Source organism: Streptomyces sp. 1-11 (assembly GCF_007176755.1).
Taxonomy (GTDB): Bacteria; Actinomycetota; Actinomycetes; order Streptomycetales; family Streptomycetaceae; genus Streptomyces.
The window spans coordinates 202,221-226,062 of the sequence record NZ_BJTV01000012.1; the positions used below are offsets into that span (position 1 = coordinate 202,221).

The 23,842-nt window shown below is 71.9% G+C and carries 23 protein-coding genes and 1 riboswitch; of the genes, 13 read left to right on the forward strand and 10 right to left on the reverse strand.

Features of this window, described 5'->3' with window-relative positions; genetic code table 11:
• The first annotated feature begins 40 nt into the window (after positions 1-40).
• The 3 genes from dprA (at position 41) to TNCT1_RS25105 (ending at position 2,956) form a co-directional block, all read left to right on the forward strand.
• The gene (dprA, locus tag TNCT1_RS25095) at positions 41-1,141 is read left to right on the forward strand and encodes a DNA-processing protein DprA (RefSeq protein ID WP_143636158.1); all 1,101 of its coding nucleotides are present in this window, start codon (positions 41-43) and stop codon (positions 1,139-1,141) included.
• Between the two features lie 349 nt (positions 1,142-1,490).
• A complete protein-coding gene (gene whiG / locus TNCT1_RS25100; protein ID WP_143636030.1) occupies positions 1,491-2,333 on the forward strand; it encodes an RNA polymerase sigma factor WhiG in 843 nt (280 codons plus the stop codon).
• A 65-nt stretch (positions 2,334-2,398) separates the two neighbouring features.
• Positions 2,399-2,956 carry a TetR/AcrR family transcriptional regulator gene (locus TNCT1_RS25105; RefSeq protein WP_143636162.1) on the forward strand — a complete coding sequence of 186 codons (558 nt, stop codon included), beginning with the start codon at positions 2,399-2,401 and terminating at the stop codon, positions 2,954-2,956.
• On the opposite strand, the gene TNCT1_RS25110 is transcribed toward TNCT1_RS25105, so the two are convergent.
• Positions 2,910-3,572, reverse strand: coding sequence for a M23 family metallopeptidase (locus TNCT1_RS25110; protein WP_143636032.1), 663 nt, complete (start codon positions 3,570-3,572; stop codon positions 2,910-2,912). The two genes, TNCT1_RS25105 and TNCT1_RS25110, sit on opposite strands and share 47 nt — an antisense overlap.
• 288 nt (positions 3,573-3,860) lie before the next feature.
• On the opposite strand from TNCT1_RS25110, the gene rpsB reads away from it, so the two are divergent.
• The 5 genes from rpsB (at position 3,861) to TNCT1_RS25135 (ending at position 8,584) form a co-directional block, all read left to right on the forward strand.
• On the forward strand, positions 3,861-4,778 hold the full coding sequence (rpsB, locus tag TNCT1_RS25115) for a 30S ribosomal protein S2 (RefSeq protein ID WP_143636034.1): 918 nt from the start codon (positions 3,861-3,863) through the stop codon (positions 4,776-4,778).
• A gap of 173 nt (positions 4,779-4,951) precedes the next feature.
• Positions 4,952-5,788 carry a translation elongation factor Ts gene (gene tsf / locus TNCT1_RS25120; protein ID WP_143636036.1) on the forward strand — a complete coding sequence of 279 codons (837 nt, stop codon included), beginning with the start codon at positions 4,952-4,954 and terminating at the stop codon, positions 5,786-5,788.
• 192 nt (positions 5,789-5,980) lie between these two features.
• Complete coding sequence (gene pyrH, locus TNCT1_RS25125) at positions 5,981-6,739, forward strand: UMP kinase (protein WP_143636038.1); 759 nt, start codon at positions 5,981-5,983, stop codon at positions 6,737-6,739.
• Between the two features lie 184 nt (positions 6,740-6,923).
• A complete protein-coding gene (frr, locus tag TNCT1_RS25130; protein ID WP_143636040.1) occupies positions 6,924-7,481 on the forward strand; it encodes a ribosome recycling factor in 558 nt (185 codons plus the stop codon).
• Positions 7,481-8,584, forward strand: coding sequence for a phosphatidate cytidylyltransferase (locus TNCT1_RS25135; RefSeq protein ID WP_143636042.1), 1,104 nt, complete (start codon positions 7,481-7,483; stop codon positions 8,582-8,584). Before frr ends, TNCT1_RS25135 begins: the two co-directional genes overlap by 1 nt.
• 110 nt (positions 8,585-8,694) lie before the next feature.
• Here the strand turns inward: TNCT1_RS25135 and TNCT1_RS25140 are convergent, their stop codons facing one another.
• The gene (locus TNCT1_RS25140) at positions 8,695-9,348 is read right to left on the reverse strand and encodes a YceI family protein (protein ID WP_143636044.1); all 654 of its coding nucleotides are present in this window, start codon (positions 9,346-9,348) and stop codon (positions 8,695-8,697) included.
• Positions 9,349-9,567: 219 nt separating this feature from the next.
• On the reverse strand, positions 9,568-10,782 hold the full coding sequence (locus TNCT1_RS25150; protein WP_143636046.1) for a PP2C family protein-serine/threonine phosphatase: 1,215 nt from the start codon (positions 10,780-10,782) through the stop codon (positions 9,568-9,570).
• Between the two features lie 228 nt (positions 10,783-11,010).
• On the opposite strand from TNCT1_RS25150, the gene rlmN reads away from it, so the two are divergent.
• From rlmN to TNCT1_RS25175, 5 genes are all read left to right on the forward strand, one after another.
• Positions 11,011-12,117 carry a 23S rRNA (adenine(2503)-C(2))-methyltransferase RlmN gene (gene rlmN / locus TNCT1_RS25155; protein WP_143636048.1) on the forward strand — a complete coding sequence of 369 codons (1,107 nt, stop codon included), beginning with the start codon at positions 11,011-11,013 and terminating at the stop codon, positions 12,115-12,117.
• 24 nt (positions 12,118-12,141) lie between these two features.
• Positions 12,142-12,249: riboswitch (TPP riboswitch) on the forward strand.
• A gap of 81 nt (positions 12,250-12,330) precedes the next feature.
• Positions 12,331-13,416, forward strand: coding sequence for a thiamine ABC transporter substrate binding subunit (locus tag TNCT1_RS25160; protein ID WP_143636050.1), 1,086 nt, complete (start codon positions 12,331-12,333; stop codon positions 13,414-13,416).
• Positions 13,417-13,463: 47 nt separating this feature from the next.
• Positions 13,464-15,065, forward strand: a complete 1,602-nt coding sequence (locus tag TNCT1_RS25165; protein WP_143636164.1) for an iron ABC transporter permease — start codon at positions 13,464-13,466, stop codon at positions 15,063-15,065.
• A complete protein-coding gene (locus TNCT1_RS25170) occupies positions 15,065-16,087 on the forward strand; it encodes an ABC transporter ATP-binding protein (RefSeq protein WP_143636052.1) in 1,023 nt (340 codons plus the stop codon). Before TNCT1_RS25165 ends, TNCT1_RS25170 begins: the two co-directional genes overlap by 1 nt.
• A 24-nt stretch (positions 16,088-16,111) precedes the next feature.
• Positions 16,112-16,909, forward strand: coding sequence for a maleylpyruvate isomerase family mycothiol-dependent enzyme (locus TNCT1_RS25175; protein WP_143636054.1), 798 nt, complete (start codon positions 16,112-16,114; stop codon positions 16,907-16,909).
• 75 nt (positions 16,910-16,984) lie between these two features.
• Here TNCT1_RS25175 and TNCT1_RS25180 read toward each other — a convergent pair whose 3' ends face one another.
• The 7 genes from TNCT1_RS25180 to TNCT1_RS25210 all read right to left on the reverse strand — a co-directional run bounded on the left by TNCT1_RS25180 (position 16,985) and on the right by TNCT1_RS25210 (position 23,755).
• Positions 16,985-17,683, reverse strand: a complete 699-nt coding sequence (locus tag TNCT1_RS25180) for an LAETG motif-containing sortase-dependent surface protein (protein ID WP_143636056.1) — start codon at positions 17,681-17,683, stop codon at positions 16,985-16,987.
• Positions 17,684-17,842: 159 nt separating this feature from the next.
• The gene (locus tag TNCT1_RS25185) at positions 17,843-18,970 is read right to left on the reverse strand and encodes an LOG family protein (RefSeq protein WP_143636058.1); all 1,128 of its coding nucleotides are present in this window, start codon (positions 18,968-18,970) and stop codon (positions 17,843-17,845) included.
• 46 nt (positions 18,971-19,016) lie between these two features.
• The gene (locus TNCT1_RS25190; RefSeq protein WP_143636061.1) at positions 19,017-19,424 is read right to left on the reverse strand and encodes a VOC family protein; all 408 of its coding nucleotides are present in this window, start codon (positions 19,422-19,424) and stop codon (positions 19,017-19,019) included.
• Positions 19,425-19,535: 111 nt separating this feature from the next.
• Positions 19,536-20,936 carry a hypothetical protein gene (locus tag TNCT1_RS25195; RefSeq protein WP_143636064.1) on the reverse strand — a complete coding sequence of 467 codons (1,401 nt, stop codon included), beginning with the start codon at positions 20,934-20,936 and terminating at the stop codon, positions 19,536-19,538.
• The gene (locus TNCT1_RS25200; protein ID WP_143636066.1) at positions 20,918-21,658 is read right to left on the reverse strand and encodes an ABC transporter ATP-binding protein; all 741 of its coding nucleotides are present in this window, start codon (positions 21,656-21,658) and stop codon (positions 20,918-20,920) included. Before TNCT1_RS25200 ends, TNCT1_RS25195 begins: the two co-directional genes overlap by 19 nt.
• 208 nt (positions 21,659-21,866) lie before the next feature.
• Positions 21,867-23,231 carry an aspartate aminotransferase family protein gene (locus TNCT1_RS25205; protein WP_174266441.1) on the reverse strand — a complete coding sequence of 455 codons (1,365 nt, stop codon included), beginning with the start codon at positions 23,229-23,231 and terminating at the stop codon, positions 21,867-21,869.
• 2 nt (positions 23,232-23,233) lie between these two features.
• A complete protein-coding gene (locus tag TNCT1_RS25210; protein WP_129306286.1) occupies positions 23,234-23,755 on the reverse strand; it encodes an Lrp/AsnC family transcriptional regulator in 522 nt (173 codons plus the stop codon).
• Positions 23,756-23,842: the final 87 nt, after the last annotated feature.

A 23,842-nucleotide genomic window follows, 5' to 3' on the forward strand; every position in this document is an offset into this window, starting at 1 on the left:
GGGCGAGGAACTGCTGGGGCGGGTCTTCCTCGCCCGGGTCATGGAGCCGGGGGACGAGGCCGGCGGGCGGTGGCTGCGGGAGTTCGGGGTGGCGGAAGTGGTCCGCCGGCTGCGCGAGGACGGCCGGCGGCTGCCGGGGGTCAGCGGGAAACGCTGGGCCGGACTGGTGGCGCGGGCCGCGCGGGCCGAGCCGGAGCGCGACCTCGAGGTGGCGCGGAACGCCGGTGTGCGCTTCGTGTGCCCGGGAGACGCCGAGTGGCCGGGCGGACTCGACGACCTGGGGGACGCGCGGCCCACGGGTCTGTGGGTGCGCGGCTCGCCCAGCCTGCGGATGTGGGCGCTCGGTTCGGTCTCCGTGGTCGGGGCCCGCGCCTGCACCGAGTACGGGACGCATGTGGCCGCCACCCTCGCCGCCGAGCTGGCCGAACGGGGATGGGTGGTCGTGTCCGGCGGGGCCTACGGCATCGACGGGGCCGCCCACCGGGGCGCGCTCGCCGCCGGCGGGGCCACCGTCGCGGTGCTGGCCTGCGGCGTGGACCGGCCCTATCCGCGCGGGCACACCGCGCTGATCGACCGGATCGCGGAGCAGGGACTGGTCGTGGGGGAGCTGCCGCCCGGCGACCACCCGACGCCCAGCCGGTTCGTCCTGCGGAACCGGGTGATCGCGGCGCTCACCCGGGGCACCGTCGTCGTGGAGGCGGCCTGCCGCAGCGGTTCGCTGGTCACCGCGCGGGCCGCCGAGCGGCTCGGCCGGTTCACCATGGGCGTCCCCGGGCCCGTGACCAGCTCCCTCTCCGCCGGTGTGCACGAACTGCTGCGCGGCGGGGCCACGCTGGTCACCGACGCGGCGGACGTCATCGAACTCGTGGGCGACATGGGCGAGCTGGCCCCGCCGCGGCGCGGCCCCGTCCTCCCGCGCGACCTGCTGGACCCGGCCGCGCGGGCCGTCCTCGCCGCGCTGCCCGGCAGCCGCCCGGCCGGCGCCGGGGAGATCGCCCGCGGCGCGCGGACCACCCCGGACGACGCGATCGCGAGACTGTACGAACTCCGAGCACTTGGTTACGTCGAACGACATGGCGACGGCTGGAAGTTGACACGCCAGGCGCTGATCTCGGCCCGGGGCGGCCCCGCCCCGTGTTGACCGAGCGTGTTCGGCCGTCCGGGGGAACGCCCTATGCCCTTGGGATTTACCGGAGTTGACACATTCGGGTGGTCACACAGAGCGAGCCGCCGCCTGCGGCGGCGCGGTCACCGGAGGGGCTCCGCGCGGGGGTGGTGCCTCGCTGTTCGCACACCGCGACACCGCAGTCACGCTACGCTCACGAAGTCCGGGCGCAGACCGCGCCGACCCGACCCCAGACCCACGGCTCACCCGGGTGTCCCGCACACCCCGCGGTGACCCACCGCACACCACTTCCGCTCACCGCCCCACCTCCCAGCGCTCCTCGGCAGATCACGGCACTTCACGGCAGAACGGCACAAGGCGACGAATGCCCCAGCACACCTCCGGCTCGGACCGGGCGGCGGTCCCACCAGCCGCACGTGACGGTGGCAGCGTGCGGCCGCCCGCTCCCTCGACGCTCGACGAACTGTGGCGGTCGTACAAGGCGACGGGGGACGAGCGGCTGCGGGAGCAGCTGATCCTGCACTACTCGCCGCTGGTCAAGTACGTGGCGGGCCGGGTCAGCGTCGGTCTGCCGCCCAACGTGGAGCAGGCCGACTTCGTCTCCTCGGGGGTGTTCGGGCTGATCGACGCGATCGAGAAGTTCGACATCGACCGGGAGATCAAGTTCGAGACGTACGCGATCACCCGGATCCGGGGCGCCATGATCGACGAGCTGCGCGCCCTGGACTGGATCCCGCGGTCCGTCCGGCAGAAGGCGCGCAACGTCGAACGGGCCTACGCCACCCTGGAGGCGCGGCTGCGGCGGACCCCCACGGAGGGCGAGGTCGCCGCCGAGCTGGACATGGAGGTGGACGAGCTGCACGCCGTGTTCAGCCAGTTGTCGCTGGCCAACGTGGTGGCGCTGGAGGAGCTGCTGCACGTCGGCGGCGACGGCGGCGAGCGGCTCAGCCTCATGGACACGCTCGAGGACACCGCCGCCGACAACCCGGTGGAGGTCGCCGAGGACCGGGAGCTGCGGCGGTTCCTCGCCCGTGCCATCAACACGCTGCCGGAGCGGGAGAAGACCGTCGTCACGCTCTACTACTACGAGGGGCTCACCCTCGCCGAGATCGGCAACGTGCTCGGGGTCACCGAGAGCAGGGTCAGCCAGATCCACACCAAGTCGGTGCTGCAGCTCAGGGCGAAGCTGGCGAGCTTCGGACGCTGAGTCGCTCCCGTTCGCGGGGGCGCGTCCGTAAAGTGGTCGACGTGCCAAGGATTCGAGCGGCCTCCGTGGCCGAGCACCGGTCGATGCAGCGAGCCGCCCTGCTGGACGCGGCTCGGTCCCTGTTGTCCGACGGCGGGACCGAAGCGCTGACCTTCCCCGCGCTGGCCGAGCGGACCGGCCTGGCGCGGTCGTCCGTGTACGAGTACTTCCGTTCGCGCGCCGCCGTGGTCGAGGAGCTGTGCGAGGTCGACTTCCCGCTCTGGGCGGCCGAGGTCGCGGCGGCGATGGAGCGGGCGCCGACGGCCGAGGGCAAGGTCGAGGCGTATGTGCGGCAGCAGCTCGCGCTGGTCGGGGACCGGCGGCACCGGGCCGTCGTGGCGATCTCGGCGAGCGAGCTGGACGCGGGGGCGCGGGAGAAGATCCGGGCGGCGCACGGCGGGCTGGTCGCGATGGTCGTCGAGGCGCTGGCGGAGATCGGGCACGAGCAGCCCCGGCTGGCGGCGATGCTGCTGCAGGGGGTCGTGGACGCGGCCGTGCGGCGGATCGAGCTGGGCGCGGCCGAGGAGCCGGACCGGATCACGGACGCGGCCGTCCGGATGGCGCTGCGGGGGGTGCGGGGCTGAGGGCGCTGCCGAGGACCCGGTCGGCCCGCCGAGCGGGCCGCTGTACGGGGAGGTCGAGCACCGGAAGCAGTCTGGACGGTCCGGTGCGCAGCAGCCACGGCGGCAGCAGGGCCAGCGGGTTCAGGTAGGTCTCGCCGGCCAGCAGGCCCCAGTGCAGGCAGGTGGCGGGGCAGTGCGGGGCCGCGGCCTCCAGCGCGCCGACCACGTCGCCCGCGCCCACCTCGTCCCCCTTCTCCACCGACGGGGTCACCGGCTCGTACGTCGTGCGCAGAGCCGTGCCCGCGAGCTCCACCGACACCACACCGCGCCCCGCCACCCGTCCGGCGAAGGACACCCGGCCGGCCGCCACCGCCCGCACCGGGGCACCGGCCGGAGCGCCCAGGTCCACGCCCCGGTGCCCGGGGCCGTACACCGTCGCGGGCGGCTCCCAGCCGCGTACGACCACCGGCCGGACCCCCACCGGCCAGGCGCGGGCGATGGCCGGAACAGGTGCCCGCGGGGGCGCTGAGGGCGCCGGGGCGGGGGAGTCCGCAGAGGCCGGGGGCGTAGGCACGAGTGCCGCGAGACCGAGCGCCAGGCCCGCCCACACACCCGAATGCCGCATCACTCGTCGCATGCCCGAACCCTCCCGCACCCGCCCGATCATGGCCGGGAACTGTGGACCACTCCCCGGTTGTGGACAGCGGCGTCACCCGGTACCCCGCGGGTCCCGTACACTTCTTCTGGCGATCCGGGTCACCGGGTCGACTTCGCACGCCCCGGTACGGGTCTCGTCGGACGGTGTCCGTCGGACGGTCCGTATCAGCGCCCCTCGGTCCCTCGTGGCACCGGCGCAACGCGGGCGTCAGGCGCGACGGCCGGCCGGCTGTCGCGGCACAACCGAGAAATTCAAGGAGAAACGGCCATGGCCGTCGTCACGATGCGGGAGCTGCTGGAGAGCGGCGTCCACTTCGGTCACCAGACCCGTCGCTGGAACCCGAAGATGAAGCGCTTCATCTTCACCGAGCGCAACGGCATCTACATCATCGACCTGCTCCAGTCGCTGTCGTACATCGACCGCGCCTACGAGTTCGTCAAGGAGACCGTCGCCCACGGCGGCACGGTCATGTTCGTCGGCACGAAGAAGCAGGCGCAGGAGGCCATCGCCGAGCAGGCCACCCGCGTCGGCATGCCCTACGTCAACCAGCGCTGGCTGGGCGGCATGCTCACCAACTTCTCGACCGTCTACAAGCGTCTGCAGCGCCTCAAGGAGCTCGAGCAGATCGACTTCGAGGACGTGGCCGCCTCCGGCCTCACCAAGAAGGAGCTGCTGGTCCTCTCCCGCGAGAAGGCCAAGCTGGAGAAGACCCTCGGCGGTATCCGCGAGATGCAGAAGGTGCCCAGCGCCGTCTGGATCGTGGACACCAAGAAGGAGCACATCGCCGTCGGCGAGGCCCGGAAGCTGAACATCCCGGTCGTCGCGATCCTCGACACCAACTGCGACCCCGACGAGGTCGACTACAAGATCCCGGGCAACGACGACGCGATCCGCTCCGTCACCCTGCTCACCCGCGTGATCGCCGACGCCGTCGCCGAGGGCCTCATCTCCCGCTCTCGCGTCGCCACCGGTGACAAGGGCGAGAAGGCCGCGGGCGAGCCGCTCGCCGAGTGGGAGCGTGACCTGCTCGAGGGCGAGAAGAAGGCCGACGACGCCGCTCCGGCCGCCGAGGCCGAGAAGCCGGCCGAGGCCCCCGCCGCCGAGGCCGAGAAGCCGGCCGAGGCCCCGGCCGCCGAGGCCCCCGCCGCCGAGGCCGCCCCGGCCGCCGAGGGCGAGCAGGCCTGACGTCAGCGTCGACAGTGGGGGCGGTACCGGATCCCTTGCGCCCCGCGCGCGGGTGAATCCGCCCCCACTGTTCACCCGTAGGTCGGCAAGCCGTCCGCGGCCCACGGCTACAAGTGGACGCGGACCCCGCTGATCTCCGTTCTCCGAAGACTTCGAGAAAGACTCACAGACTCATGGCGAACTACACCGCCGCCGACGTCAAGAAGCTCCGTGAGCTCACCGGCGCCGGCATGATGGACTGCAAGAAGGCGCTGGACGAGGCCGAGGGCAACGTCGACAAGGCCGTCGAGGCGCTGCGCATCAAGGGCCAGAAGGGCGTCGCCAAGCGCGAGGGCCGCTCCGCCGAGAACGGCGCCGTGGTCTCCATCATCGCGGACGACAACTCCTCCGGCGTCCTCGTCGAGCTGAAGTGCGAGACGGACTTCGTCGCCAAGGGCGACAAGTTCCAGGCCGTGGCCAAGGCCATCGCCGAGCACGTCGCGAAGAGCTCCCCGGCCGACATCGAGGCCCTGCTCGCCTCCGAGATCGAGCCCGGCAAGACCGTCCAGGCGTTCGTGGACGAGGCCAACGCCAACCTCGGCGAGAAGATCGTCCTGGACCGCTTCGCGCAGTTCTCCGACGGCTTCGTCATCGCGTACATGCACCGCACCATGCCCGACCTGCCCCCGCAGATCGGTGTCCTCGTGGAGCTGGACAAGCCGAACGCCGAGGTCGCCAAGGGCATCGCCCAGCACATCGCCGCTTTCGCGCCGAAGTACCTGGCCAAGGAGGACGTGCCGGCCGACGTCGTCGAGTCCGAGCGCCGCATCGCCGAGGAGACCACCCGCGCCGAGGGCAAGCCCGAGGCCGCGATCGCCAAGATCGTCGAGGGTCGCGTGAACGGCTTCTTCAAGGACGCCACGCTGCTCGGCCAGCCGTACGCGCTGGACAACAAGAAGTCGGTCCAGAAGGTGCTGGACGAGGCCGGTGTCACCCTGAAGCGCTTCACGCGCATCAAGGTCGGCATCTGAGTCCGTACCGCGATCGACGCGCGACCGCTATAGGGTCGACAGCAGTCGTCCGCGCACACCGCCCCACCCGGGCGCGTGTCGGACGACAGCAGATCTGACGAGGAGGCCATTGCCGCGCATGGGAGCGAAAAGCGACCCCAACCGGCAGTGGCCTTCTTCGTATGTGCAACACGTGAAAGAGGCGGGATCTCCATGACCACCAAGGCCCAGAAGAGCGACGACGGCAAAGTACGCGGCCGGTTTCTGCTGAAGCTGTCCGGAGAGGCGTTCTCCGGTGGCGGGGGCCTGGGCGTGGACCCGGACGTGGTGCACAAGATCGCCCGCGAGATCGCGGCCGTCGTCCGGGACGGCGCGGAGGTGGCGGTCGTCATCGGCGGCGGCAACTTCTTCCGCGGCGCCGAGCTCCAGCAGCGCGGCATGGACCGGGCCCGCTCCGACTACATGGGCATGCTCGGCACCGTGATGAACTGCCTCGCCCTCCAGGACTTCCTGGAGAAGGAAGGCATCGACAGCCGGGTGCAGACCGCCATCACCATGGGCCAGGTCGCCGAGCCGTACATCCCGCTGCGCGCCGTGCGCCACCTGGAGAAGGGCCGCGTGGTCATCTTCGGCGCCGGTATGGGCATGCCGTACTTCTCCACCGACACCACCGCCGCCCAGCGCGCCCTGGAGATCGACGCCGAGGCGCTTCTCATGGGCAAGAACGGCGTGGACGGGGTCTACGACTCCGACCCCAAGACCAACCCCGACGCGGTCAAGTTCGACGCCCTCGGCTACGGCGAGGTCATCACCCGGGACCTCAAGGTCGCCGACGCCACCGCCATCACCCTGTGCCGCGACAACAGCCTGCCGATCCTCGTGTTCGAGCTGCTCGCGGAGGGCAATATCGCCCGGGCCGTCAAGGGTGAGAAGATCGGCACGCTGGTGGGTGACCAGGGCAGCCGGGACTGACCGGCGACCCCGGACGCCCGCGGTACGACACCTGTCCGGAGGACGGACGGGACGCACCCTGGCCGGGGGATGGACAATGTCCTGCCGGTCGGGAACCGTGCAGGAAGAAGACGCGACGCAGCCGGCCGCCGTACGACTTCAGCAACCGCAGCCGGGCCTCACTCAAGACACGCAGGAGCAAGTGGTGATCGAAGAGACCCTCCTCGAGGCCGAGGAGAAGATGGAGAAGGCCGTCGTGGTCGCCAAGGAGGACTTCGCCGCGATCCGCACCGGCCGTGCGCACCCGGCGATGTTCAACAAGATCGTTGCCGAGTACTACGGTGCGCCGACGCCGATCAACCAGCTGGCTTCGTTCTCCGTGCCGGAGCCGCGCATGGCGGTCGTGACCCCGTTCGACAAGACCGCGCTGCGCAACATCGAGCAGGCGATCCGCGACTCCGACCTGGGCGTCAACCCGAGCAACGACGGCAACATCATCCGCGTGGTGTTCCCCGAGCTCACCGAGGAGCGCCGCCGCGACTACATCAAGGTCGCTAAGGGCAAGGCGGAGGACGCCCGGGTGTCGATCCGTTCGGTGCGCCGCAAGGCCAAGGACGCCATCGACAAGCTGATCAAGGACGGCGAGGTCGGCGAGGACGAGGGCCGCCGTGCGGAGAAGGAGCTTGACGACACCACGGCGAAGTACGTCGCCCAGGTGGACGAGCTCCTGAAGCACAAGGAAGCGGAGCTGCTCGAAGTCTGATGAGCCACTCTTCCTGGGGGGCGCCGCCGACGGCGGGGCAGACCGGCTACTGGGGGCCCGCCGAGGGCGGGCCCGCCCACGGGCCTGCCCCGGCGGGTCCCGCGTACGATGCGCCTCAGGCGCAGCAGACTCGCCCCATGCCCATCGTGCCCGACGTACCCGCGCATGGCGGAGACCAGGACGACGACCGGGGGGCCGCTCGGCTGAGCGGCCCCTTGTTCCGCGACGAGACGCAGAATCCGGAGCCCATGCCCGACGCCCCGCAGCCGGCGCCCGCGCCGCAGAAGAAGAGCGCGGGCCGTGACCTGAGCGCCGCCATAGGCGTCGGGGTCGGGCTCGGTGCGGTGATCATCGCGTCGCTGTTCGTCGTCAAGGCCGTCTTCGTGGGTGTCATCGCGGTCGCGGTGGTCGTCGGGCTGTGGGAGCTGACCAGCAGGCTGCGGGAGCGCAAGGACATCGGGGCGCCGCTGGTGCCGCTCGCGGTGGGCGGTGCGGCGATGGTGGTCGCCGGGTACGTCCGCGGCGCCGAGGGCGCGTGGGTCGCGATGGCGCTGACCGCCCTGGCGATCCTGGTCTGGCGCATGACGGAACCGCCGGAGGGCTACCTCAAGGACGTCACCGCCGGCGTCTTCGCGGCGTTCTACGTGCCGTTCCTCGCCACGTTCGTCGCGATGATGCTCACCGCCGGCGACGGCCCCTGGCGCGTGCTGACCTTCCTGCTCCTGACGGTCGTCAGCGACACCGGCGCCTACGCGGTCGGCTGGCGCTTCGGCAAGACCAAGCTCGCCCCGCGCATCAGCCCCGGCAAGACCCGCGAGGGCCTGCTCGGCGCGGTGCTGTTCGCCATGGTCGCGGGCGCGCTGTGCATGCAGTTCCTGATCGACGACGGCGCCTGGTGGCAGGGCCTGCTGCTCGGCCTCGCCGTCGCCGCCAGCGCCACCCTCGGCGACCTCGGCGAGTCCATGATCAAGCGCGACCTGGGCATCAAGGACATGGGCACCCTGCTCCCCGGTCACGGCGGCATTATGGACCGGCTGGACTCGCTGCTGCCGACGGCGCCGGTGGTCTGGCTCCTGCTGGTGCTGTTCGTCGGCTCGGCCTGAGCCGCCCTAGGCACCCGGAAGCGGCGCGGAGCACACGAGAGCCGCCCGGAGCACACGAACGACGGGCCCCACCCCGACCAGGGTGGGGCCCGTCGTCGTACGTGCCGGACTCAGGAGGCGGTGCGGATGGCGGCGATGTCGAACTGGAGGCGCACCTTCTCGCTCACCATGGCCCCGCCCTGGGCCAGCCTGGCGTCGTAGGTCAGGCCCCAGTCGCACCGGTTGATGGTGGTGGTGCCGTCGAAGCCGACCCGCTCGTAGCCGAACGGGTCCGTCACATGGCCGATGTAGGTGAGTTCCAGGTCGACGGGGCGGCTGACGTTCTTGATGGTGAGGTCGCCGGACATCACGTAGACGTCCTCGCCCGCGAGTCGCACGGCGTTGCTGGTGAAGGTCATCCGCGGGTACGTCGCCGCGTCCAGGAACTGACGGCCCACCAGGTGGGCGTCGCGCTGCTCCACCCCGGTGTCCACGCTCGCCGTGTACATCACGATGTCGGCCCGGGAGCGGGAGGGGTCACCGGCGTCGAAGTAGAGCTTGCTCTCGTACTGCGTGAAGGCGCCGCGCACCGTGGTCACCATCGCGTGCCGCACGGAGAACCCGATCCGGCTGTGCGCGGGATCGATCGCCCACTCCCCGGTGAGCGACGCCAGGCCGGGATCGGGCAGGACGGCGGTGGCGCCCGGTGCCGAGGCGGTGTACGCGGCGGGGGAGGCGGGCGCCTCCGGACGCCGCTGGAAAGGGCTGCGGCCGAAAAGGTTCATAGAGCACCTTGCTACGGCAGCACGACCGGTGGGGCAATACCCGACCAGGAAACCCGACCGTTCACCAGCAGAACTTCACAGCTGAGGACGACGCTCGGGGGCATCACCGCGGGCCTGTTCGCCGGGGGGGGGGGTGTTCACCGTGGCCGGGCTGGCGGCCGTCCTGGCCGTCTCCGCCGTCGCCTACACGGTGGTCAAGCTGGTCGGCGTTGAGAAACCTCACAGGCTGACGACGACCAGGGCGGTGTCGTCTGTGACGCCTTCGGCGGGGATCAGGTCGTTCATCACGGCGTCGGCGAGTGCGTCGGGGGTGGTGAGTTCCCTGTGGCGGATCAGGGCGTCGGTGAGTTGGCCGAGTCCGGTGTCGATGTCCTGGTGGCGGCGTTCGATGAGGCCGTCGGTGTAGAGCAGAAGGGTGCCGCCGTCGGTGAAGGCGGTGGTGGCTTCCGGCCGAGGACTGGGCTCGAAGACGGCATCCAGTGGCGGATCGGTCGCCCTGTCCAACAAGTCCACGGTGCCGTCGCCGCGAAGAAGGACCGGAGGGGGGTGGCCGGCGCTGGAGTAGGTGATGAGGTGGCGGCCGAAGTCGATGAAGGCGGTCACCACCGTGGTCGACTCGGCGCCGGTGACGCAATGCGCGTACCGGCCGAGGACCTCGAGGGCCTGGGCGGGACCGGTGGCGACCAGGGAGGTGGCGGACAGGGCGCTGCGGAGCTGGCCCATGATGCCTGCGGCTTCCAGGCCGTGGCCGACGACATCGCCGACGGCCACGGCGATCTTGTCGCCGTCCTGGAGTTGGACCAGGTCGTACCAGTCGCCGCAGACATTGAGGGAGCCGACCGCGGGCCGGTAGCGGACGGCGAACCGGTGATGGCCGATCGGGGGCGGAACGGGGAGCATTGCGCGCTGTAGTGAGAGGGCGACCTCACGCTCGCGGGCATGGGCGCGACGCAGGCGCTCGTTGACTTCGTGCAGCTGCCGCATCCGGCTGAAGAGCTCGGCCTCGAGCTGGCGTGAGCCGTCCGGCCGGCTGGCGGCGCGCAGGAGTTCTGTGACTTCCTCGACGCGGTGGATCACCAGGGCGATGTGGCCGTCGGGCGCGAAGAGGGGCGCGTTGACCGAGCTCCAGTAGCGTTCCTCCCAATGGCCGGGGCGCTGCGCGGATTCCATGTCGTAGCGCTGCAGGTCCATGTCGACCTCGCGGTTGGCCAGGACCGCGCGCAGGGATGCCTCCAGGCGGTGGGCGCCGGAGGCTGTCGGGTCCCGCGGACTGCCGGGGAAGGCGTCGAAGAGGTAGCGGCCCACCACCTGGTCGCGGCTGCGTCCGGCCTGGCGCAGCCACGCGAGGTTGGCGTCGGCGAAGACCAGGTCGGGAGTCAGCAGAGCGACCGCGCCCGGCATTGCTTGGAACACTGCCGCGTAGTCGATACTCATGGATGCAGGATAGGGATGAATCGTGCGATTCGATCAGGAAGGCAAGGCCCTGGTTAATGGGGGCCTCTGGCGCACCGATGAGTGGCCGACAGCCGACGAGTGATCTCCGCTGAGCCGTCCCTGGGCCGTCCGAGGCCGCTCACCGGCGACCGGCGACGACCACTACCGGCAGTCGTAGCAGGCGACGCCCGCAGGTCACCCGATTGGATCTGCGACACTGGAACCACCATGCCCAAGCCCGGAGAACTCACTTTCGTCGCCCCGCGCGGAGCCAAGAAGCCGCCGCGGCATCTCGCCGATCTCACGCCCGCCGAGCGCAAGGACGCGGTGGCCGAGATCGGGGAGAAGCCGTTCCGTGCCAAGCAGCTGTCGCAGCACTACTTCGCGCGGTACGCGCACGACCCGGCGGAGTGGACCGACATCCCCGCCGGTGCGCGCGGCAAGCTGCGGGAAGCGCTGCTGCCCGAGCTGATGACCGTCGTGCGGCACCTGTCGACCGACCAGGGGACCACCCGCAAGACGCTGTGGCGGCTGTTCGACGGCACCCTCGTGGAGTCCGTGCTGATGCGGTACCCGGACCGGGTCACCATGTGCATCAGCTCGCAGGCCGGGTGCGGGATGAACTGCCCGTTCTGCGCCACCGGGCAGGCGGGTCTCGACCGGAACCTGTCCACCGCCGAGATCGTGCACCAGATCGTGGACGGTATGCGGGCGCTGCGGGACGGCGAGGTGCCCGGGGGGCCCGCGCGGCTGTCCAACATCGTCTTCATGGGCATGGGGGAGCCGCTCGCCAACTACAAGCGGGTCGTGGGCGCCATCCGGGCGCTGACCGACCCCGCCCCCGACGGGCTCGGCCTGTCGCAGCGCGGCATCACCGTGTCGACGGTCGGGCTGGTCCCGGCCATCCACCGGTTCTCCGACGAGGGCTTCAAGTGCCGCCTCGCGATCTCCCTGCACGCGCCCGACGACGAACTGCGCGACACCCTGGTCCCCGTGAACACGCGGTGGAAGGTGCGCGAGGTGCTGGACGCCGGGTTCGAGTACGCCGCGAAGTCCGGGCGCCGGCTGTCCATCGAGTACGCGCTGATCCGGGACATCAACGACCAGGCCTGGCGCGGCGACCGGCTCGGCCGGCTGCTCAAGGGCAAGCCCGTGCACGTCAACCTCATCCCGCTGAACCCGACGCCGGGCTCGAAGTGGACCGCCTCGCGGCCCGAGGACGAGAAGGCGTTCGTGGAGGCCATCGCGGCCCATGGTGTACCGGTCACGGTCCGGGACACCCGGGGACAGGAGATCGACGGGGCCTGTGGTCAGCTCGCGGCCACCGAGCGATAATCTGGCCACGTCAACTACATCTGCATATTCCGACAGGGGAGCGCCACAGCGCTGAGAGTGCGGCAACCGGGCCGCAGACCCTCTGAACCTCGCCCAGGTCATTCTGGGTAGGAAGTTCGGTCACCACTCAAGCTGTTGCGCCCTGCCCGGACTCCCCCCGCGGAGTCCGGGCAGGGCCGCGTCTCTTCCTGGCCAACCCCAGGAGGACATCCAGTGCACAACAAGACCCTCGTGGCCGTGGCGGTGGGGCTCGGCCTCGTCGCCCTGCCCGTGCTGAGCGGCTGCGGGACGGGCGACGCCAAGGGATCCGCCGCGGACTCCAGGACCGTGACCCTCGTCAGCCACGACTCGTGGCTGGTCTCCAAGAGCGTCCTGCGGGACTTCGAGAAGAAGTCCGGCTACCAGGTCAAGGTCCTCAAGAGCGGCGACGCCGGGCAGGCCGTCAACAAGGCGCTGCTGACCAAGGACAACCCGCAGGGCGACGTCTTCTTCGGCGTCGACAACACCCTGCTCTCCCGCGCCCTGGACAACGGGCTGTTCCAGTCCTACGAGCCGAAGGGCTCCGACCAGGTGCTGCCCCAGTACCGCGTCGACCAGGGCAGGCACCGTGTCACGCCGGTCGACACCGGTGACATCTGCGTCAACTACGACAAGGCCTGGTTCAGCGAGCACAAGCTGACCCCGCCGCAGTCCTTCGCCGACCTCGCCAAGCCCGCGTACAAGAACCTCCTCGTCACCGAGAACGCCGCCACCTCCTCGCCCGGTCTCGGCTTCCTGCTGGGCAGCGCCGCGAAGTTCGGCGGCGACCACTGGCAGGACTACTGGAAGAAGCTGAAGGCCAACGGCGTCAAGGTCGTCGACGGCTGGGAGCAGGCCTACTACCAGGAGTTCTCCGGGTCGTCGGAGGGCAGGAAGGCCGGCGGCGACCGCCCGCTGGTGGTGTCGTACGCCTCCTCGCCGCCCGCCGAGGTCATCTACGCCAAGAAGCGGCCCGGCACCGCCCCCACCGGGGTGTCCCAGGGCACCTGCTTCCGGCAGACCGAGTACGCGGGCCTGCTGAGCAACGCGAAGAACACTAAGGGCGGCAAGGCGTTCCTGGACTTCCTGCTCACCAAGGAGTTCCAGGAGGACATGCCGCTCAACATGTTCGTCTACCCGGTGCGCCAGGGCGCCGCGGTGCCGCCGGACTTCACCAAGTACGGGCCGCAGGCCAAGGACCCCGAGACCATGCCGCCCGCCACCATCGCCGCCAACCGTGACCAGTGGGTCAAGTCGTGGACCTCACTCGTACTGAGGTAGCGGCCCGCAAGGGCACCGCGCGCGGGAGCGCGGCGCGGCTGGGGCTGATGGCCCTGCCCGCCGCGTTCTTCGCCGTGTTCTTCGCCTGGCCCGTCGCCGCGATCGTGGCGCGCGGTCTGAAGGCGGACGGCGCCTGGCAGCTCGGGCGGATAGCGGACGTCGTCACACAGCCGGACATCCGGCACGTGCTGTGGTTCACCACCTGGCAGGCGCTCGCCTCCACCGCGCTCACCCTGCTGCTCGCCCTGCCCGCCGCCCACGTCTTCGCCCGCTTCGACTTCCCCGGCAGACAACTGCTGCGGGCGGTCGTCACCGTCCCGTTCGTGCTGCCGACCGTCGTGGTGGGCACGGCGTTCCTGGCGCTGGTCGGACGCGGCGGGCTGCTCGACGACCTGTGGGGCGTACGGCTGGACACCACTGTGTGGGCGATCCTGCTGGCGCACGTCTTCTTCAACTACGCGGTCGTCGTGCGGACCGTCGGCGGGCTGTGGGCCCAGCTCGACCCCCGGCAGGAGCAGGCGGCGCGGATGCTCGGCGCCTCTCCGCCGGCGGCGTGGCGGAAGGTCACTCTGCCCGCCCTCGCGCCCGCCGTGGCCGCCGCCGCGCTGATGGTCTTCCTGTTCACCTTCACCTCCTTCGGCGTGGTGCAGATCCTCGGTGGCCCCACGTTCTCCACCCTGGAGGTGGAGATCTACCGGCAGACCTCGGAGGTCTTCGACCTCTCCACGGCGGCCGTGCTGACCCTCGTCCAGTTCGCCGCGGTGGGCGCGATCCTCGCCGTGCACGCCTGGACGGTGCGGCGGCGCGAGAGCGCCCTGCGCCTGGCCGACCCGAAGACGACCGCGCGCCGGCCGCGCGGCGCGGGGCAGTGGGCGCTGCTCGCCGGGGTCCTGCTCACCGTCGCGCTGCTGCTCGTGCTGCCGCTCGCCGTCCTCGTGCAGCGATCCCTGGACGCGCCCGGCCTCGGCTACTACCGGGCGCTGACCGACGCCGACGGCGGCACCTTCCTGGTGGCGCCGCTGCACGCCGTGTGGACCTCGCTGGAGTACGCCGTCGCCGCCACCGCCATCGCCCTGGTGATCGGGGGCCTCGCCGCCGCCGCGCTGGCCCGCCGGGACGCGGGACGGCTGGTGCGCGGTTTCGACGCGCTGCTGATGCTGCCGCTCGGCGTCTCCGCCGTCACCGTCGGCTTCGGCTTCCTGATCGCCCTGGACCGGCCGCCGCTGGACCTCAGGCAGTCCTGGATCCTCGTCCCGCTCGCCCAGGCGCTGGTCGGCGCCCCCTTCGTGGTGCGGACCATGCTGCCGGTGCTGCGGGCGGTGGACGGCCGGCTCCGGGAGGCGGCGGCCGTGCTGGGCGCCTCGCCCTGGCGGGTGTGGCGGGAGGTCGACCTGCCGCTGGTGCGGCGGGCGCTGCTGATCGCGGCCGGGTTCGCCTTCGCGGTGTCCCTGGGCGAGTTCGGGGCGACCGTGTTCATCGCGCGGCCCGACAACCCGACGCTTCCGGTCGCCGTGGCCCGGCTGCTGAGCCGGCCCGGGGAACTCAACTACGGGCAGGCGATGGCCCTGTCCACGATTCTGATGGTGGTGTGCGCCGCCGCGCTGCTGGTGCTGGAGCGGCTGCGCACGGACCGGACGGGGGAGTTCTGATGCTGCTGAGCCTGGAGGCGGCGACCGTGCGCCTGGGCGGACGGCCGGTGCTGGACTCGGTCGGCCTGGACGTCGCCGAGCACGAGGTGGTGTGCGTGCTCGGGCCCAGCGGCAGCGGGAAGTCGACGCTGCTCCGGGCGGTGGCCGGACTGCAGCCGCTCCACTCGGGGCGGGTGCTGCTCGGCGGCCGGGACCAGGTGGGCGTGCCGGCGCACAAGCGCGGTGTCGGCCTGATGTTCCAGGACCACCAGCTCTTCCCGCAGCGGGACGTCGGCGGCAACGTGGCCTTCGGGCTGCGGATGCACGGGGTCGGCAAGGGGCGACGGGACGCCGAGGTGGGCCAGTTGCTGGACCTGGTCGGTCTGCCGGGGGCGGCCGGGCGGGCCGTGGCCGGGCTGTCCGGCGGCGAGCAGCAGCGGGTGGCCCTGGCCCGGGCGCTCGCGCCCCGGCCCCGGCTGCTGATGCTGGACGAGCCGCTGGGCCAGCTCGACCGTTCGCTGCGGGACCGGCTGGTGGTGGAACTGCGCGAGCTGTTCGGCCGGCTGGGCACCACCGTGCTGGCGGTGACGCACGACCAGGGCGAGGCGTTCGCGCTGGCCGACCGGGTGGTGGTGATGCGGGACGGGCGGATCGCCCAGTCCGGGACCCCGCTGGAGGTCTGGCAGCGGCCCGCGGACGAGTTCGTGGCCCGGTTCCTCGGCTTCGAGAACGTGGCGCCCGCGACGGTCGCCGACGGCGCCGCGGACACCCCCTGGGGCAAGCTGCCCGTGCCCGAGGGCTCACCGCAGGGCGACCGCCCGCTGCTGGTCCGCCCCGCCGGGGTGCGGCTCGTCGCCGCCGACGAGGGCCTGCCCTGCACGGTGACCGCCCGCACCTTCAAAGGAACCCATGTGGCCGTCCGGCTGCTGCCCCTGGACGGCGGTCCGCCCCTGGAGGCGGCCTGCGCGCTCCGGGACGCGCCCGACCCCGGCGCCGAGCTGGGGGTCGCGTTCGACGTGGCCGAAATCGTCGTGCTCGGCTGATCATCGTGTGCCTAGGGTGAGGGCATGACCTTGCTCGCACATGACCGGTACTGCGACGAAATCGAGCTGCAGGTGCAGCAGTTGAGGGCCGTGGTGACCTCCGGCGCCGACCTCGCCGCCACCGTGCCCACCTGCCCGGAGTGGTCGCTGGAGGACCTCGTGCGCCACATGGGCGGTGCCCTGCGCTGGGTGGACACCCTGGTGCGCGCCCGCGCTCAGGAGGACATCCCGCTGGAGCGGGTGCCGTACGGTGCCGGGCCCGAGGAGCGGGGCGACGCGGCCGCCCTGGACAAGTGGCTCGCGGAGACGGGTGAGCTGACCGTGGCCGCGTTGCGCGAGGCGGGACCCGGCGCCGCGGTGTGGACGTGGGCGGGAGACCTCCACTGCGGCTTCTGGGCCCGGCGCATGGCCCACGAGATCACCGTGCACCGCGCCGACGCCGCGCTCGCGGCCGGCCTGCCCTACGACGTGGCGCCCGACATCGCCGCCGACGCCCTGGACGAGTGGCTCCAGCTCGTGGAGTGGGCGCAGCGCAACGCGGCCGACCCGGCCGCGGCGGAGCTGCGTGGCCCGGGCCGCAGCATCCACCTGCACGCCACGGACGCCGAACCGGCCCTGAACGCCGAGTGGATCGTCGAGCTGGGCGAGGAGGGCTTCGGCTGGCGCCGCGGCCACGAGAAGGCCACCGTCGCCCTGCGCGGACCGCTCACCTCGGTGCTGCTCGCCTTCTACCGGCGGCTGCCGCTGGACGCTCCCGGTCTCGAAGTGCTGGGCGAGCGCGAGGTGCTGGAGTTCTGGCTCGAGCGGACCAACTTCGGCTGAACAGGACCGCGGCCCGTCCCCCGGGGATACGGGGACGGGCCGCGGTGTCGCACGAGCGGTGTGCGAAGACGGGCGTCAGGCGCCGTTCTTCGCTCCACGGCGGCGCATGCCGAAGAAGACCGCGCCACCGCCGACGACGACCAGCGCGCCGGCCACGCCGGCGATCATGCCGGTGTTGGAGTTGGCACCGGTCTCGGCGAGGTTCGAGTCACCGGCCGCCGGGGACGGCGCGTTGCCCGAGGTGGCCGCCGGGGCCGGGGTGGTGCTGCTCTCCGAGGCGGACGGAGTCGGCTTCGCGGACTCCTCCGGAGCGGAGGGGGACGGCTTCGACGACGGGCTGGCCGGCGCGCTCGGGGAGGGGGACTCCTCCTTCTTGCAGGTGGTGGCCTCGGTCGTCACACCGCCCGCGATGTCGTCGTCGACATTGAAGCGGTCCGTCTTGACGTGGATCCGGTAGGTCGTGCTGGCCTTCCAGTCCACGTTGAAGACGACCGGGGTGCCTGCGCCGCCGGAGCCCTTGACGACCTCCTGGCCGACCTGCGTCTCACCGGCGTCGGTCTTCTCGAAGACGGTGACGGTGGCGGGCGTGCCGGAGCTGTCCTTGTCGGTGACGACGATGACGCCCTTGGTGCCGTCGCACTTGGCTTCGGCGGTGAACTCACTGATGTTGCAGGCGAGCGCCTGGCCCGCGACGCCCAGCGCCAGCGCGGCGGAGGCGGAGGCGACACCCAGGATGCGCACGGAACGACGTGCGTTACGGCGAGTTATGGACACGTTTGTCCTTTACAGAGTGCATAACTGCGGGGGGTAGAAAGGGAGTTGGGGCGCACGGAAGAGATGAGGCCCCAGCATCCCCAAGAGACACACAGGTTTATAAGCGTTCCATAAGAGGTGTCAATGCGTAGGCCCCTCAGGCCCGTTGACTTTGCCTGCTTATTGCCTGCGGAGACGTTTCAACGCCTCGGGAGCCTGCTCGATCCGGTCAACGAGGCTGATTCGGGACTCCATCGCCCGTCCGCCGGCCAGCGACCGCAGCAGCGGCCAGGCGGGCAGCCGCCGCGTCCAGTGCTCCTCGTCCACGAGCACCATGGGGGTGGGCTCGCCCCGCGACTCGTAGTAGTTCGGGGTGGCGTTGTCGAAGATCTCCTGCACGGTCCCGGCGGCGCCCGGCAGGAACACCACCCCGGCGGTGGAGCGGGCCAGCAGGCCGTCCTCGCGCAGGGCGTTGGTGAAGTACTTGGCGATGTGGGCGGCGAAGGCGTTCGGCGGCTCGTGGCCGTAGAACCAGGTCGGAATGCCCACCGACTCCCCGCCGCCGGGCCAGCGTTCGCGCACCTCGAAGGCGGCCCGCGCCCAGTCGGTGACCGACGGGCGGAAGGACGGCGACTTGGCGAGGAGCAGCAGCGCCTCCTCAAGCATGCCGTCGGCGAAGGGCGCGGCGTACGCGCCGAGGTTCGCCGCCTCCATCGCGCCCGGGCCGCCGCCGGTGGCGACCGTGAACCCGTCGCGCGCCAGCTCGCGGCCCAGCCGGGCCGCGCCGGCGTACTCGACGGTGCCGCGGGCCATCGCGTGCCCGCCCATGACGCCCACCACCGGTGCGCCCGAGAGGAGTTCGTCCAGGGCGTCGGAGACCGAGTCGTCATGGATCGCGCGCAGCATCGAGGAGAAGACGTCGCCGTCCGCCTTGGTGCGCTGGAACCAGGCGTAGGCCAGCGCGTCGGGAGTCGCCTCGTAGCCGTCGTCGAGCGAGCGGAACAACTCGTCGGGCGTGTAGGCGAATCCACGGTACGGATCGAACGGGAGCCCCGGGATCGGCGGGAAGACCAGGGCGCCGGTGGAGCGGACGTGCGCCGCGGCCCGGGGGTCCATCGGGCAGCCGAGGAAGACGGCGCCCTCGGTGTCGGCGCCGAGCAGCTCGTCCGTACGGTCCGTCAGATCGACGGCCTGCACGCGGTACCGGGCCAGTGAGCCGGGTCCGGCGACCACCTCGTCGAACTCGGCGAGCGACTCGATCTCACGGTCGTGGGCTGCCCTGTTCGGCTGGGCGGGTGTCTGATGCACCCGCCCATGCTAGGCGTGCGGGTGCGCGTGCCCGGCCGGGAGGGGGTCAGCCCTGGACCGCGGCCGGGTCCATCCACATGACCTCCCAGGTGTGGCCGTCGAGGTCGTCGAAGGCGCGGCCGTACATGAAGCCGTGGTCCTGGGTCTCGCCGCTCGACGAGCCGCCCGCCGCGATCGCCCTGTCGACCAGCTCGTCCACCTTCTCGCGGCTCTCCGCGCTCAGGCAGAGGAGCACCTCGCTGGTCCTGGTGGAGTCGGCGATCTCCTTCTTGGTGAAGTCGGCGTAACGCCGCTTGCCCAGCAGCATCGCCACGATCGTGTCGCTGATCACCACGCAGGCACAGTCGTCGGTGCTGAACTGCGGGTTGATCGAGTAGCCGAGCTCGGTGAAGAACTTCTTCGAGGCCTCGACGTCGTCGGTGGCCAGGTTCACGAAGATCATCTGCTGGTACACGGGGTGCCTCCCTGGGCTGCGGTCGTCGCTGTCGTGGGGTTGGACACCGGGCCGGGGGAGAACTCATCGCCGGTGGCCGACTTTTTTCGCGTCCGGCTCCGGCGCCGCGTCTCAGCGGCCCGACGCCGGCGCCGCGAGAAGGGCGATCGCCAGCGTGAGCGGGCCGAACAGCACCAGCAGGGCGGCGGCGCGCAGGGCGGCGGCGGTACGCAGCATGCCCGCCGGGGCGCCGAGCCGCAGCAGGGCGGCGGTGGTCTCGGCACGGCACTGGCGGGCCTCCACGGCCGCCGTCAGCAGGGTCGCCACGGTGCAGCCGGTGACCACGAGCGCGCCCAGCGCCCGCAGCGGGCCGGGCGACGCGGCCGGTCCCTGGTACAGCGCGGTCATGGCGTAGGTCGCCGCGGCGGCGGCACAGGCCACGCCGAGCGGCCGGCCGATCCGGGGGGCCTCCGCCATGAGCACGCGGCCGGCCAGCAGCCGGAGCGCGCCGGGGCGGGCGGACTGCAGCAGGCGTCCGCACAGGTGGGTGAGCCCGGGGGCGGCGAGCACGAGCCCGGCCGCGGTCAGGAGCCAGCCGGCCAGGACGGCCACCGCGCCGGCGGGCAGGTGGGTGAGGGTGGGCACGGCGGGCCGGCCGGCGTAGGCCTGTACCGCGAGTCCGGCGGCGGCGGCCGCGACGCCCCAGGGCAGACCGGCGGGGGCGGCGGCCGGGGCGGGACGGCTGCCCGGCGCGCCGGTCTCGCCGGCGTCCGCGATCTCGGTCCCGTTCACCTCCGTCCCGTTCACCCCGGTCCCGTCCGGCCCGCTGCCGTCCGCCTCCGGCTCGGTGGCCGCCGCCGTGGCGGCGCCGCCGGCCGGGGGCGGTGCGGCGCCCTGCCGGGCCGCCGCGGGGACGCGCTGGCGTGCCCCGAACCTGCCGTACGCCCCGAACGTCTCCCGGGGCGCGGAGCGGCCGTACGCGCCGAAGCGGCCGAGGGCGCGGCGGGCGCCGGCCGGCGGACGCGGGTCGCGCGGGCGCAGGGCGAGCGCGACCGCCGCGGCGGCGAGCGCGGGGACCGGCGCCAGCAGCGTCAGCGCGGCGGGCAGCGGGAAGGACTGGTCCGTGGCCAGGAACCGGGCCGCCGCGCCGCCGAGGGGCGCGCCCGCCAGGTCGCCGCGCAGGCGCAGGAAGACCAGCAGCGCCAGCAGCGAGCCCAGAGCGCAGGACAGCACGGTGGTCAGCACCGAGACCGCCATCAGCCGCGCCGGGCCCAGACCCAGCGCCGACAGCCCGGGCCGCGGCCTGGTGCCGGGGTCCGTGCGGGCCACCGCGAGCGCGAGGTGGACCGTGGCGGCGAGCGGGACCGCGCACCAGGCCAGCCGCACCGCCGCGTCCGGTGTCCCGGGGTGCGCCAGCGCGTACCCGAGCGAGGACAGCAGCAGGAACGAGGTTCCCGCCGAGGCCGCGGCCACCAGCAGCCGGCGCAGGTGTACGGCGGGCCGGGCCGCGCGGGTCAGACGGAGAGCGAGCACGCCGCCCGGCCTTCCGTCTCCGCGGTCTCCGGCAGCGGCACGGTCCGCACCCGCCGCCCGTCCAGCAGGGAGACCGTGCGGTCGGCGAGGGCGGCGGTCTCGGCGTCGTGCGTGGCCAGGACGACCGTGATGCCGTGCGAACGGGACGCGGTGGTGAGGGTGCGCAGCACGTGCGCCCGGTCGCCGCGGTGCAGCGGGGCCGTCGGCTCGTCGGCGAAGAGGACCGTGGGGCCGGGGGCGAGCGCGCGGGCGATGGCCACGCGCTGGCGTTCGGCCTGCTGCAGTTCCCGCGGGTGCCGGCGCGCGTGCTCGCCGGCGTCGAGCCGCTCCAGCCACTCCAGGGCGGCCGCCTTGGCGCGCCGCCGGCCGGTGCCGCGCAGCATCAGCGGCAGGGCGGTGTTCTCCCACACGTTCAGCTCCGGCACCAGCACAGGGGCGGGTTCCACCCAGCCGAAGTGGTCGCGGCGCAGCCGTTCGCGGGCGGCCGGGCCCAGGGTGTGCACGGGCGAGCTGTTGAACCAGACCTCGCCGTCGCGCACCGGGAGCAGACCGGACAGGCACTGCAGCAGGGTCGTCTTGCCGCTGCCGCGCGGGCCGGCGACGGCGAGGATCTCGCCCACCCGCACGCCGAGCGAGACCCCGGCGAGGCCGGGGGAGCCGTCCTGGTGCCTGTAGTGCAGGGAGCGTGCCCAGAGCACGTCGTTGTCCGGCGGGGCCTCCATGGCGTACACCTCGGTTCTGATCCGTTTTCCCGTGCCTGATCGCTCGTCCGGGGGAACGAAGGCAGGGCCGATCGGTCACTGGCACGCTAGGCAGCCCGCCGCGGGAGCCTGGACAGCACACGGCCCCGGGCCGCCGTTCTCACTCGAACGGGCGGCGCCGGGGCCGGTGTTGATCATCCGGTCGGATGACCTTGGCTCAGCCGGAGGCTCAGAGCTTCGTCCACGCCTCCGTGAGGGTGGCGCGCAGGATCTGCTCGATCTCGTCGAACGTCTCCTGGTTGGAGATCAGCGGCGGGGCGAGCTGGACGACCGGGTCGCCGCGGTCGTCGGCACGGCAGTACAGGCCGTTGTCGAACAGCGCCTTGGAGAGGAAGCCGTACAGGACGCGCTCGGTCTCCTCCTCGTTGAAGGACTCCTTGGTGTGCTTGTCCTTCACCAGCTCGATGCCGTAGAAGAAGCCGTTGCCGCGGACGTCGCCGACGATCGGCAGGTCGTGCAGCTTCTGCAGGGTCTTCAGGAAGGCGCCCTCGTTGTCCAGCACGTGCTGGTTCAGGCCCTCGCGCTCGAACAGGTCGAGGTTGGCCAGGCCCACCGCGGCCGACACCGGGTGGCCGCCGAAGGTGTAGCCGTGCAGGAAGGTGTTGTCGCCCTTGTAGAACGGCTCGGCCAGGCGGTCGGAGACGATGCAGGCGCCGATCGGGGAGTAGCCCGAGGTCATGCCCTTGGCGCAGGTGATCATGTCCGGGACGTAGCCGAACTTGTCGCAGGCGAACGTCGTGCCGAGGCGGCCGAAGGCGCAGATGACCTCGTCCGACACGAGCAGCACGTCGTACTGGTCGCAGATCTCGCGCACGCGCTGGAAGTAGCCGGGGGGCGGCGGGAAGCAGCCGCCGGCGTTCTGCACGGGCTCCAGGAAGACCGCGGCGACGGTGTCGGGGCCCTCGAAGAGGATCTGCTGCTCGATCTGGTCGGCGGCCCAGCGGCCGAAGGCCTCCGGGTCGTCACCGAAGATCGGGGCGCGGTAGATGTTGGTGTTCGGGACCTTGTGCGCGCCCGGCACCAGCGGCTCGAAGGGGGCCTTCAGACCCGGCAGGCCGGTGATGGACAGGGCGCCCTGCGGGGTGCCGTGGTAGGCGACCGCGCGGGAGATGACCTTGTACTTGGTGGGCTTGCCGATCAGCTTGAAGTACTGCTTGGCGAGCTTCCAGGCGGTCTCGACCGCCTCGCCGCCGCCGGTGGTGAAGAAGACCTTGTTCAGGTCGCCGGGGGCCTCGTGGGCCAGGCGCTCGGCCAGTTCGACGGCCTTGGGGTGGGCGTAGGACCACACCGGGAAGAACGCGAGCTCCTGGGCCTGCTTGGCGGCGGTCTCGGCGAGCTCCGTGCGGCCGTGACCGGCCTGGACCACGAACAGGCCCGCGAGACCGTCCAGGTAGCGCTTGCCCTTGTCGTCGTAGATGTAGGTGCCCTCGCCCCGGACGATGGTCGGGACGGGGGAGTTCTCGTACGAGGACATGCGGGTGAAGTGCATCCACAGGTGGTCGTACGCGGTGCGGCTGAGGTCCTTCTCGGTCACGGTTATCGGGTTCCCCACATGTAGGTCTGCTTCTTCAGCTTCAGGTAGACGAAGCTCTCGGTGGAGCGCACGCCGGGCAGCGCCCGGATGCGTTTGTTGATGACGTCCAGCAGGTGGTCGTCGTCCTCGCACACGATCTCCGCGAGGATGTCGAACGAGCCCGCGGCCATCACCACGTACTCGACCTCCGACATGGCCGTCAGCGCGTCCGCGATCGACTCGACGTCGCCCTCGACGTTGATCCCGACCATCGCCTGCCTGCGGAAGCCCACGGTGAGCGGGTCCGTGACGGCGACGATCTGCATCACGCCCTGGTCCAGCAGCTTCTGGACGCGCTGGCGCACGGCCGCCTCCGACAGGCCGACGGCCTTGCCGATCGCGGCGTACGGCCGGCGGCCGTCCTCCTGGAGCTGCTGGATGATGGCGAGAGAGACGGCGTCCAGCTGGGGGCTGCTGCCGTTCCTGGACTCGCGGGACGAGTCCCTCTGGTCTGCGCTTCGACTGGCCACGACCTCACTGTGCACGACGTCTCGACAGTTTCGCAAGGCCGAGGCGATGAAATTCGTTGTTTGCGAGTCCTTACCTTGCGGATTTCGCAGAAGAGGCGCGGA